The 11,098-nt window shown below is 70.0% G+C and carries 7 protein-coding genes and 1 pseudogene; 4 read left to right on the top strand and 4 right to left on the bottom strand.

The genetic code is table 11. The features are described 5' to 3' along the window. Positions 1-452, top strand: a pseudogene (locus tag VF697_RS03395) (MFS transporter); the annotation flags it as partial. Positions 453-573: 121 nt separating this feature from the next. Here VF697_RS03395 and VF697_RS03390 read toward each other — a convergent pair. The 4 genes from VF697_RS03390 to VF697_RS03375 all read right to left on the bottom strand — a co-directional run bounded on the left by VF697_RS03390 (position 574) and on the right by VF697_RS03375 (position 8,239). Further along, positions 574-1,971 carry a peptide MFS transporter gene (locus VF697_RS03390; RefSeq protein WP_331092020.1) on the bottom strand — a complete coding sequence of 466 codons (1,398 nt, stop codon included), beginning with the start codon at positions 1,969-1,971 and terminating at the stop codon, positions 574-576. Positions 1,972-2,070: 99 nt separating this feature from the next. Next, positions 2,071-4,977: an ATP-binding protein gene (locus tag VF697_RS03385; RefSeq protein WP_331092019.1), complete on the bottom strand. Its 2,907-nt coding sequence runs from the start codon at positions 4,975-4,977 to the stop codon at positions 2,071-2,073. Positions 4,978-4,985: 8 nt separating this feature from the next. Further along, the gene (locus tag VF697_RS03380) at positions 4,986-5,780 is read right to left on the bottom strand and encodes a methyltransferase domain-containing protein (protein WP_331092018.1); all 795 of its coding nucleotides are present in this window, start codon (positions 5,778-5,780) and stop codon (positions 4,986-4,988) included. Continuing rightward, a complete protein-coding gene (locus VF697_RS03375) occupies positions 5,777-8,239 on the bottom strand; it encodes a PilZ domain-containing protein (RefSeq protein ID WP_331092017.1) in 2,463 nt (820 codons plus the stop codon). Before VF697_RS03375 ends, VF697_RS03380 begins: the two co-directional genes overlap by 4 nt. Positions 8,240-8,514: 275 nt before the next feature. On the opposite strand from VF697_RS03375, the gene nadA reads away from it, so the two are divergent. The 3 genes from nadA to VF697_RS03360 all read left to right on the top strand — a co-directional run bounded on the left by nadA (position 8,515) and on the right by VF697_RS03360 (position 10,999). Beyond that, a complete protein-coding gene (nadA, locus tag VF697_RS03370) occupies positions 8,515-9,435 on the top strand; it encodes a quinolinate synthase NadA (protein WP_331092016.1) in 921 nt (306 codons plus the stop codon). Positions 9,436-9,537: 102 nt separating this feature from the next. Then, positions 9,538-10,119, top strand: coding sequence for a hypothetical protein (locus VF697_RS03365; RefSeq protein WP_331092015.1), 582 nt, complete (start codon positions 9,538-9,540; stop codon positions 10,117-10,119). 79 nt (positions 10,120-10,198) lie between these two features. After that, entirely contained in the window at positions 10,199-10,999 is an 801-nt protein-coding gene (locus tag VF697_RS03360) for a class I SAM-dependent methyltransferase (RefSeq protein WP_331092014.1), read from the top strand. The last annotated feature ends 99 nt before the right edge of the window (positions 11,000-11,098 follow it).

The following is an 11,098-nucleotide window of genomic DNA, read 5'->3' as shown; positions in this document are numbered from 1 at the left end:
TGACCGCGGGCATGTTCATCACCGGCTTCTCCTACGTGCTGGTGGCCCTCATCCAGCTCACCCTGGATGGCGGGAACAAGATCTCCGTCCTCTGGCAGGCCGCTCCGTACCTGGTGCTCACCCTGGGCGAGGTGCTCGTGTCCGCCACCGGCCTCGAGTTCGCCTACAGCCAGGCGCCTCGCGAGATGAAGGGCACCATCATGAGCCTGTGGAGCATCACGGTGACGGTGGGCAACCAGCTCGTCTCGCTGGTGGCGCGGCTCAACGTCTTCGAGGGCATGGCCGCCACGCTCTTCTTCTACGCGGGCCTCGTCTTCACCGCGGCCATCGTCTTCGCGTTCATCGCCTCGCGCTACCAGGTGCGCGACTACTTCATGCCCGCCTCCCCGGCCCCCGAGTTCGACCGGAAGGTGCCCCCGCCCTCCACCGTGGGCGAGCAGAAGGCGCTGTAGGCCCGGCGCCTCCGGGCGCCCCCTCCCGCAAAGCAAAGGGCCCCGAGCGCTCGCGCCCGGGGCCCTTCTGTTTGGGGGACTCAACCCCCTCCCTCTCTCAGCGAGAGGAAGTCTCCACGACTCAGGCCGAGGGGGCCACCTGGGCCTCGGACTGAGTGCCCGGCTGCGGGGCCACGGGCTGCGACTCGTCCGCGCCGTGCATCATCCGCTTGAGGATCGGGGCGATGGCCAGCAGCACCGCGCCCGCCGCGGCGGTGGCGATGGTGATGGCGAGGAAGAGGGAGAACTCGCCCAGCTTCTCCGCGTACCCGCCGATGAGACCGGCCAGGTAGTTGGCCACCGCGTTGGCGATGAACCACACGCCCATCAGCAGCGAGGCGTACCGCGCCGGCGCCAGCTTCGTCACCATGGAGAGGCCCACCGGGGAGAGGCACAGCTCACCCGCGGTGTGGAAGAAGTAGGCCGCCACCACCCACAGCAGCGCCGCCTTGCCCACCGCATCGCTCTGCTTGGAGGCGCCCAGCATGAACACGAAGCCGAAGGAGAGCAGCAGCAGGCCCATGGCCATCTTCGCGGGAATCGAGGGGTCCTTGCCCTTGCGGCCCAGCCCCGTCCACATCTCCGCGAAGAGGGGGCCCAGCAGCATGATGAAGATGGGGTTGACGGCCTGGAACCAGGTGGTGGGCACCGTCCAGCCGAACACGTCGCGGTCCACCTTGGCGTCCGTGTAGAGGTTCATCAGGCCGCCGGCCTGCTCGAAGGCCGCCCAGAAGAAGACGACGAAGAGCGCCAGCACGAGGATGACGACGATGCGGTCCACCTCGGCGCGGGTGAGGGCCACGACCTTCTCAGGCGCCACGCCCGCCTTGCGCTCCACCTTCTTGGGCGCCGTGCCCACGTCGCCCAGCAGGCGCTTGCCCAGGGCCAGGAAGAGGAGCACGCCGAGCCCCATGCCCACGCCCGCGGAGCCAAAACCCCAGCCCCAGCCGAACTTCTCGCCGAGCGTGCCGCACACCGCCGAGGCCAGGAACGCCCCCAGGTTGATGCCGATGTAGAAGATGGTGAAGGCGCCGTCCCGGCGCGCGTCACCGGGCGCGTACAGCCCGCCCACCATGGTGGAGATGTTGGGCTTGAAGAAGCCGTTGCCCACCACCAGCAGGCCCAGGCCCGTGAAGAAGAGCGCCTCGGAGTTTCCGGGCATCGCCAGCACGAACTGGCCCAGCATCATCAGGATGCCGCCGAGGATGACCGAGAGCCGCTGCCCCAGGTAGCGGTCCGCCAGGTAGCCGCCAATCACCGGCGTGGCGTACACGAGGCCCGTGTAGATGCCGAAGATCTGCAGCGCCTTGGCCTGACTCCAGCCGAAGCCGCCGTTGTTGGTGGCGCCCACCATGTAGAGCACGAGCAGGGCACGCATGCCGTAATAGCTCATGCGCTCCCACATCTCGGTGGTGAACAGCAGGTAGAGGCCCTTGGGGTGACCTCGGGTGGGGGCCGCGGCGGCCGTGCTCTGTGCCATGCGAAAGGTTTCCTCGCGGGGGGTGGGAAAAGAAAAAAGGCTCCTGGTTGTACCAGAAGCCCTTTCGCCTGTCAGAAACCCAGGTAGGTGCGAGCGGCCCTACGTGCGCCAGTGTGGCTGGATGGGACGGCCCTCGGAGAGCAACGGGGGAAGGATGCGGTCCGGATCCGCCTTGAGCGGCAGCCGCACCTCCACGCGCGTCCCCTTGCCGTAGTCACTGTGGATGCGGATGCGGCCGCCCTGGCGCAGGACGATACGCTGGCAGAGCGCCAGCCCCAGGCCCGTCCCCTCGCCCGCGTCCCGGGTGGAGAAGAAGGGCTGGAAGAGCCGGTCCATGTGCTCGGGCTTGATGCCCACGCCGTTGTCGACGATGTGCACCACCGCGTCGTCGCCCTCGCGCGAGGTGGACACCTTCACCACGCCCTCGGTCCCCACGGCGCGCACGGCGTTGTCCAGCAGGTTCACCCACACCTGGTTGAGCGAGCCCGGATCACTCCACACCGGCTCCGGGCACTTGTAGTCGCGCTCTATCTTCATGCCCGGGGGCAGGCGCCACGAGAGCGCCTCGAAGCTGGCGTCCAGCGAGGCGCCCAGGTCCACCGCCACCGCCTTGCTGCCGGTGCGCACGAAGGACAGCAGGCCCTCGGCCAGGTGGCGGATGCGCTGCCCGCACTCCTCGATGAGGTCCAACATGGCCACGGCCATCGCCGGGTCCGGCGTGCCGTTGGTGAGGCTCTCGCGCAGCGGCAGCAGCGCGTTCATCAGGCCGTTGAGGGGGTTGCGCACCTCGTGGGCGAAGCCCGAGGTGAGCAGGCCCGTGGCCGCCAGGCGCTCGTTCTCCGCCGCGCGCACCGCCGCGTCCCGCAGGCGCAGCTGCGCCTCGATGCGCGCGAGCATCTCGCGCGGCGAGAAGGGCTTGCCCAGGTAGTCGTTGGCGCCCATGGTGAGCCCCTCCACCTTCGCGTCCACCTCCTGGCGCGCGGTGAGGAGGATGACGGGCACGTCCAGCGTCTCCGGCGAGGTGCGCAGGGCCTCCAGCATCTGCATGCCGGACATGATCGGCATCATCACGTCCGACACGATGAGGTCCGGGCGCTCCTTCTTGGCCATCGCCAGACCCTCCTCGCCGTTGGTGGCCTCCAGCAGCCGGTAGTAGGGCCGCAGCACGCTGCGCAGGAAGGCGCGGATCTCCGGCTCGTCCTCCACCAGCAGCACGCGCGGGGCGTCCTGGCCGGCCTCGGCCTCCGGGGAGTCCGGCAGCGCCTCCACCGCGCCCGACGCCACCTGCGCCGAGGTGCCCAGCAGCGCCGCCAGATCCGAGCGACGCGTCGTGGGCCGGACCTTCTCCTCGCCCGGGGCCTCGCGCAGCTCCTCGCGCACGTGCGCGGCGCCCTTGGGCAGCCGCACGTGGAAGGTGGAGCCCTTGCCCTGCTCGCTCGTCACCTCGATGCCACCCGCGTGCAGCTCCAGCGTCTCCTTCACGATCGCCAGGCCGATGCCGGTGCCGCCAAAGCGCCGCGTGCCGCTCGAGTCCGCCTGGGCGAAGCGGTCGAAGATGACGGGGATGTCCTGCGCGGCGATGCCCGCGCCGGTGTCACGCACCTCCACGTGCACCCAGGCGTCGTCCTCGTACAGCCGGACCGTCACCCCGCCCTGGTTGGTGAACTTGAGGGCGTTGGAGATGAGGTTCTGGAAGACGCTCTCCACGCGCGGCACGTCCACCAGGACGGACGTCACCGGGCCGCCCTCCAGCTTGAGTGCCACGCCCTTGCGCTCGGCCGCCACGTGGAAGGGCACCAGCAGCGAGGAGAGGAAGCCGTTGAGCTCCAGCGGCTCGTAGCGCAGCCGGGCCTTGCCGGCCTCCATCTGCGCCAGATCCAGCAGGTTGTTGATGAGCCGCAGCAGGCGCGAGGCGCTCCGGTTCATCGTCTCCAGGTGCGGGAGGACGACGGGAGAGAGGTCTCCGGTGCGCTGCAGCAGCGAGTCGAGCGTGAGCAGGATGAGCGTGAGCGGGGTGCGCAGCTCGTGGCTCACGTTGTCGAAGAACTCGCTCTTGATGCGGTCCAGCTCCTTCTGCTTGGCGAGCGCGGTCTCCAGCCGGGCATTGGCCTCGGTGAGCTCGCGCGTGCGCGCCGCCACCCGGTCCTCGAGGGCCAGGTTGATGCGGAACATGTCGCTGTAGCGCTGCTGCAGCTCGCTGAGCGACTGCATCAGGCCCTCGTTCTGGCCGGCCAGCAGCTCGTCCTTGCGGCGCAGCTCCCCGCGCCCGTCCAGCCAGGCCCCGAAGGAGGCCCCACCCAGCGCCAGCGTGGGCACCATGACGGTGGCCGGCGCCGCGCCCGCCATGCCCACGCCCAGCCCGCCCACCGCGCCCGACACCAGGCCGATGACGGACCACCAGCTGCGCACCGGGTTGGTCCACCGCACGTGGTAGCGGCAGCAGTCCGCGCCGTTGAGCTGGCACTGGTACTCCACCACCTCCGCGGGCGGGCGCTTCCAGATGGTGGGGATGGAGGCGAACTGCGCCATCCGTCCCTCGCACAGGTTGCGGTTGGACTCGGGGATGTGGCTCTTGTACGAGAGCTCCATCGAGGTGAAGCCGAGCTTCTCGATGGTGAAGGCGCCCGCGCGGTTGTAGGTGGGCTGCAGCTCCACCATCTTCCGGTACGTCTGCGCCGGGTTACCGAAGGTGCGCAGGATGTGGAAGAGGAAGCCGAGCGCCTGCGGGCTGGCGGTGAGCATGCCCGCCTTGCGCATGAAGGCGGGATCTCCAGACTCGATGACGAGCGCGTCGATGATGCGCTCGATGAAGTTCAAGGAGACGAAGTTCGTCATCGTCGTGACGTACTCGAGCGACAGGCTGAAGCCCCTGCGCCGCCACATCTCGACGAGACGCTCGCGACCGTACTCCCGCTCGAAGAAGAGCAGCAACACGCCCACGGCGCGCACGCCCAACTCGGGTGCGTCGTCGGGAGTCTGCGCCACGGGCGTGGGGAGTGGGATCATCGTCTCCGTCAAGGCTTCCTGCCCTCCGTCACCAACAAGACGGAATACTTCAGTGCCTCGGGGTCACACAACAGGTCCATGTAGGCACGGCTGAACGCCCGGTATGCCTCCACGCCTCCAAAGAAGGGCGCCGCCACGGGCTCCAGCGTCCGCAGGCGGATGTCCCAGTCCTCCACCAGCCGCGCGTCCGCCTTGCCGGCGACGACCCACAGAGGGGCCAGGTGCACCCGCACGTCCACCAGGCCCGCGCGACGGAAGAGGGAGTACATCTTCCGGCCTACATGAATGTCGAAGCCGGTGGCTGTAGTCATGGCGCCCACCAGCTTGGGGAAGCCCTCCTGGACGAGGGGCGGACAGGGCCAGTTGAACATGCCCACGCCGTCCACATCGGACACCACCACCCGGCCGCCGCTGCGCGTGACGCGGAGGAGCTCGGCGAGCGCCGGCTCGGGCTGGGGGAGGTACTCGAAGACGAACTGGCTCCACACGTAGTCGAAGGCGGCGTCCGGCAGCCCGCTGGCGCGCAGGTCCGCATCCAGGAAGCGGCAGTTGCCCAGGTAGGCGCACCGGGCGCGGGCCTCCGTCAGCCGCTGGGCGTTGAAGTCCAGCCCCACCACGCTGCCCTTGGGCCCCACCTGGGTGGCCATCACCTCGGTGATGACGCCGGGCCCACAGCCGACATCCAGCGCGACGTGGCCCTCGGAGAGGCCCGTGGTGCGCAGGTGCTCCAAGACAGGGTTGGCCTGGGCCTGGGCCACCAGGCGACGCGCTTCCGCGTCGGACTCCATCACGTATGCAGTCAAGCAGCGATGTCCTCGTGAGGGGAGCGGCGAGCCGCTCGCCCCTGCAGCCGCTCGAAGAGGGCCGCCATCAAAGTGTGCCACGTCCGGGCCGTGCTGCGGTGGAAGGTCCACTCGGCCACCAGGCCGTGGTCATGGAAGCCGGCCGCCTGCAGGTCCGCCACCTCATCGTCCCCCACCAGCCCCAGCGCCGAGAGCTTGCCGTGCTCGCGGTAGTGCTGCACGCACTGGGCGACGAGCGCCTGCCGGGCCTCGGAGACCCGGGGGTGCGTGGGATCCGGCACCACCAGGGAGAAGAAGGTGGTCATCTCCGCCCAGCTCAGGCCCGGAGAGGCCTCGTTGGCCAGGGCCATGGCCACCGGCTCGTTCTCGCCCTCCACCACGAAGAGGGTGCGGCGCCGGTGCAGCCCATGGAGGGCGTAGCGCGCGGCCAGCGTGGACAGCTCCGCCTCGGGGGCCAGCAGATCGTCGGCGAGCAGGCGCACCACCTCGCCCCGCTTGCGCAGGTGCGACTCCAGCCAGCGCAGGTCCTCGGGCCCCGCCCGGCGCACCCGGGGCAGGTCCGCCCGCGTCTTGCCCAGCTGCGTCGTGGGCAGCCGCATGTAGTGGAAGCGGCGCAGCTGGGTGAGCCCCTCCAGGTGCATGCTCCGGGCGATCCACCCGAAGACGCGCTCGGGCCAGCGGTTCTCCACGCGCCAGCAGATGCGCAGGTAGTTCACGTCCTCGAGCGACTCGGCGTAGTCCACCGACAGCTCGGACAGCTCGCGCGAGATGCGCTCGCCCCGCTGGAAGGCGCGGCGCACCGCCAGGTGCTGCAGCATCCAGGTGCGCGAGTGCGTGCGCAGCCCCGAGGCATGGCCCAGCAGCTGGTTGTCCTGCGCGTACAGGAAGATCTTCGCGATGCCCTCGCCGCTGGAGGCCAGGGTGCGGTGCGTGTCCTCAAGGATCTGGGTGTGGGGCCCGTCCTCGAAGGGGTAGTCGGGGTGGAAGAGGCCGACGGAGCGGATGAGGGCCCAGATGTTCTGGAAGGACTCGAACCGCCCGTCGCGGGCGTTGGCGCAGCGCGCCTTCACGAAGGCATCCAGGATGGCCTGGCGCGCATCGGCCGGGACGTTGCGCAGGCGCACACCGGCGCGGAAGGGCCGGGTCAGCTCCTGCCCCTCGGGGGTGTTGAAGGGCGAGCTGTCCCGTACCTCGGCGCTGCACCGGGCGCGACGCCCATCGGGCAGCACCAGGGTGAAGTCGTCGACGAGGAGGCCGGCGGGCAGCACGTCCCGTGCGCCGTCGAAGAGGAAGGCCACCCCCGACGTGTGGAGATCCAACACGGGGCAGTCGATCTGCTGGCCGGTGAGCGGCGAGGCGAAGGAGATACCGAACGGTGCCTCCGCCGCCGTCTTGAAGCGCATGTGGTTGCGCCGGTGGTACAGCGACAGGCTGCGCGGCAGCGAGAGCAGCAGGCCGCCCTGCTCCACCGCGACCACCGCGGACCAACCCCGATAGCTCTTGCCGCTCAGGTCGAAGACGACGTGCACCACGTCGCCGAGCGCCGCCTCCCAGTTGCGCGGCAGCGCGCAGCGCATGAGGACGTGCTCGCCGTGCGGGACGAGCTGCGCGTGCAGCTCCTCCTGGACGCGCACGCCCTGCATCAGCGTGCACTGGAGCGTGTCGCGCTGGCGCAGCGCCCGCCGCAGCACCGCGAGGATGCGGATCCGATCATCCAGGGTCGCCATCTCCACGTAGCCGATGGTGGCGCTGGGCCGTTCGATCTGGATGCCCACCCGGAAGAAGGCGTCATCCGCGGAGCGCTCCAGGCCCACGTGCCGCACGAAGGCCCCGCCGGTGCGCAGCACGGTGCGCCCTCCCTGCTCGAGCCGGAAGTCGGTCAGCCGCGTGCCGGGCGTCATCCGCTCGATGGGGGCATCCACCAGCACCTTGAGCTGGCAGCCCTCGTTGCTCAAGTCCAGGCACACCGCGCGCAGCAGCGAGTCGTCGACGACGAAGGAGGCCTCCAGGCCCACCGCTGGCATGCGCCGGGAGCTGCGCTGGCGCAGCAGCGCGCCAAGGCTCCGGCTCAGGTTCTCCAGCGAGGCCGCCGTCAGGTCCATGGTGTGGAACTCGTGGCCCTCGGACGCCACCTCCACCAGCTCCTGCATCGCCTCGGCCTGCGCGCCGGGACAGAGAAACACGCGCAGCGCCTGGGGCGCCAGCCGCTCGAGCGCCAGGATGAACTTCCTCGCGCCCACCGCGTCCGCCAGGATGATGTCGGGCACGCCCTGCGCGAGCGTGCGGGTGGCGTCGTCCCGAGAGCTGACGGCGACGATCTTCCGGGGCGCCAAGGCCTCAGCGAGCCCCGCACGGAGCTCCGGGTCTGGGTGGACGATCAACACCGACTGCTCGTGCGAGACCACCGCCACCTCCTGCTGAGAGTCGCGCTCCGAGCGCTTCGCGGGCCTGCCATCCACTCGCGTCAGCCCTCTTGCTGGGGGGGACGCCAGAGAGCCAACATCTCGCTTCGACGGTAACAGCCCTCTTCTTGGAAGAAAAGCCGTGGCCACTCGTTACTCACGGCTGGTCGATAGACTTCAACGACAGCTTTTCCTCGAATCGTGCTCCCCCAGCATCCGAGGGAGCGTCGACCTGTACCGTCGGCCAAGCCGTCTGCCTCGCTGGGGAGACAAGCGAGTGCTGGCCTCGCTCGGTGCAGGCGGTTAAATGAGCGGGAAGGAGACGCGCCCACGTGGACTACGAGCGGGAAATCAACGAGCTGAAGCGGAAACTCAACGCCGTCATCCTCGCGCACTATTACCAGGAGAGCGAGATCCAGGACGTGGCCGACTTCGTGGGCGACAGCCTGGCGCTCGCGCAGGCCGCGGCGAAGACGAAGGCGGACGTCATCGTGTTCTGCGGCGTCCACTTCATGGCGGAGACGGCGAAGATCCTCAACCCCGCCCGCCAGGTGCTGCTGCCGGATCTGAAGGCCGGCTGCTCGCTCTCGGATCGCTGCCCTCCCACGGCCTTCCGGGCCTTCAAGGAGAAGCACCCGGACCACTTCGTGGTGAGCTACGTGAACAGCTCCGCCGCGGTGAAGGCGATGAGCGACGTCATCTGCACGTCCTCCAACGCCGTGAAGATCGTCAACCAGGTGCCCCGGGACAGGCAGATCCTCTTCGCGCCGGATCAGCACCTGGGCCGCTACGTGATGCAGCAGACCGGTCGGGACATGGTGCTGTGGCCGGGCAGCTGCATCGTCCATGAGATCTTCAGCGAGAAGCGCCTGGTGCAGCTCAAGGTGCAGCACCCCGAGGCCGAGGTGGTCGCCCACCCCGAGTGCGAGGCGGCGGTCCTCCGGCATGCGGACTACATCGGCTCGACCAAGGGGCTGCTGGACTACGTGCTCAAGAGCCCCAAGCGCGAGTTCATCGTCGTGACGGAGGCCGGCATCCTGCACCAGATGAAGCGGGGCGCCCCGGAGAAGACCTTCATCCCCGCGCCTCCGGACAATGGTTGTTCGTGCAACGAATGCCCCTACATGCGGCTCAACACGATGGAGAAGCTCTATCAGTGCATGAGGGACCGCACGCCGGAGCTGACGCTGCCCGAGGACCTGCAGTCCGCCGCGCGGGCGCCGCTGCAGCGGATGCTCGAATGGTCACAGTGAGGGGTTGACGCACCGCGCTGTCTGTCGTGGGAGCGGCAATTCGGCTCCCGCGCCGCATTCGTTCCTTGCACCGGCGAGAGCCCGGTGCGATCTGGAGCCACCGTGGGTTTCCGATTCGTCGCCATTCCTGGCCACCGCGTGGTGGCACATCCTCAGTCCCTGCCCTCGGACGAGCGGCTCGAGCCCGAGCTGCCCCCGCTGCACGAGGCGGTGGAGCGTGCGTTCGCGGGCGCCGAGTTTCGCGACGTGAAGGCGAAGGACCGGCTGCGCTCCCTGTTGAAGGGAGACCGGGCCCCCAACCTGGGCAGCCCCGGCTCCGGCTTCGGCCCTTCCGCCCTCTTCGCCCAACCGCCCCAGGACCTGCCCGCGCTGCTGCGGCTGGCCGATGAGCTGGAGTCGCTGGCGAAGCGCGAGGCCGGCGAGCGAGCGCTCGTCTGGAAGTGCGCCGAGTGCAGCGCCCGCTACGCGGTGCCCGTGGCGCTGGCGCGCTCCGTGTCCATCCGCTGCGAGCGCTGCGGCAGCCCCGTGGAGCTCAACCCGCAGCGCAGCCTCGGCGAGGAGTCGCTCATCGACCCGTTCCTCGGGGCGGTGAATGGCGCCCGTCACGAGCTGGCCACCTTCTTCCGCGAGGCCATGGCGCGCGGCTGGCCCGTGCTCGTGTCCACCGAGGAAATCGGCTCCTGAGCCGAGGGGTGCGCCCCTCGAGTCCCCGGGGGTGAAAGTCGTTCCAGGGCCGCGCTCGCGGCGCTACCCTGTGTCGGCCATGCAACGCGCCATCCTCCAGCTGCTGCGCTGCCCCCGGTGCCGGCGCGGCGGGTTGCGGCCAGAGACGGACACCGCCGAGCTCCTCTTCGGGCCGCTGCACTGCGCCGAGTGCCACGCCCGCTACCCGGTGGCCGAGGGCGTGGCGGACCTCGTCGCGGAGCCCGCCTCGAGCGCCCTGGCACAACGGGGCCTGGAGCAGCGCCTCGTCGCCCGCTCCTATGAGCGCTACGTGCGCCCCGCCCTCCAGCGCGCCCTGTCCGCCCCCCCCATGGACCGCGACAGCGAGTACCTGCTGTACCGCTCGCTGCTCGGCCACCCGGAGGCGCCGGTGTTGGACCTGGGCACGGGCACCGGCCTCTTCGCCCGGCGGCTGGCGCGCGAGTCGGGGCTGCCCCCCGTGGTGGGCATGGACGTGTCCCGAGCGATGCTCGAGGAGTCCGTGGCCCAGGCCCACGAGGACGGCGTGCGGGTGGACCTCCTGCGCGCCGAGGCGCCCTACCTCCCCTTCCAGGACGGCTCGCTGGGTGGGGTGCTGCTGGCCCACTCGCTGCACTTCATCGCGGAGCTGGGCCGGCTGCTGCTGGAGGTGTCCCGCGTGCTGCGTCCGGGCGGCCGCTTCGTGGCCAGCACCTGGATACCCCCGGGCCGGGCCGCCACCTTCGTCCAGCGCAGCGCCGGACTCCACCCGCGCGAGGAGGAGGAGCTCAAGGACGCGCTGGCCGCCGCCGGCCTGGGAGGCTTCGCCCGGCTGCGGCTGCCGCCCCTGCTGGTGGTGAAGGCCGAGAAGCCCGTCAGATGAAGATGCCGGCCGAGGCGTCGAGGCGCGCCTTCTGCACCTCGGACGCGCGGCCCTCGGCCTCCAGCGGCGCCACCACGTCCTGACGGCGCTTCTTGCACT

The organism is Archangium sp. (genome assembly GCF_036388035.1).
Taxonomy (GTDB): domain Bacteria; phylum Myxococcota; class Myxococcia; order Myxococcales; family Myxococcaceae; genus Archangium.
Note: the sequence above shows the minus strand (reverse complement) of the source record. Positions and strands in the feature narration are given on the sequence as shown.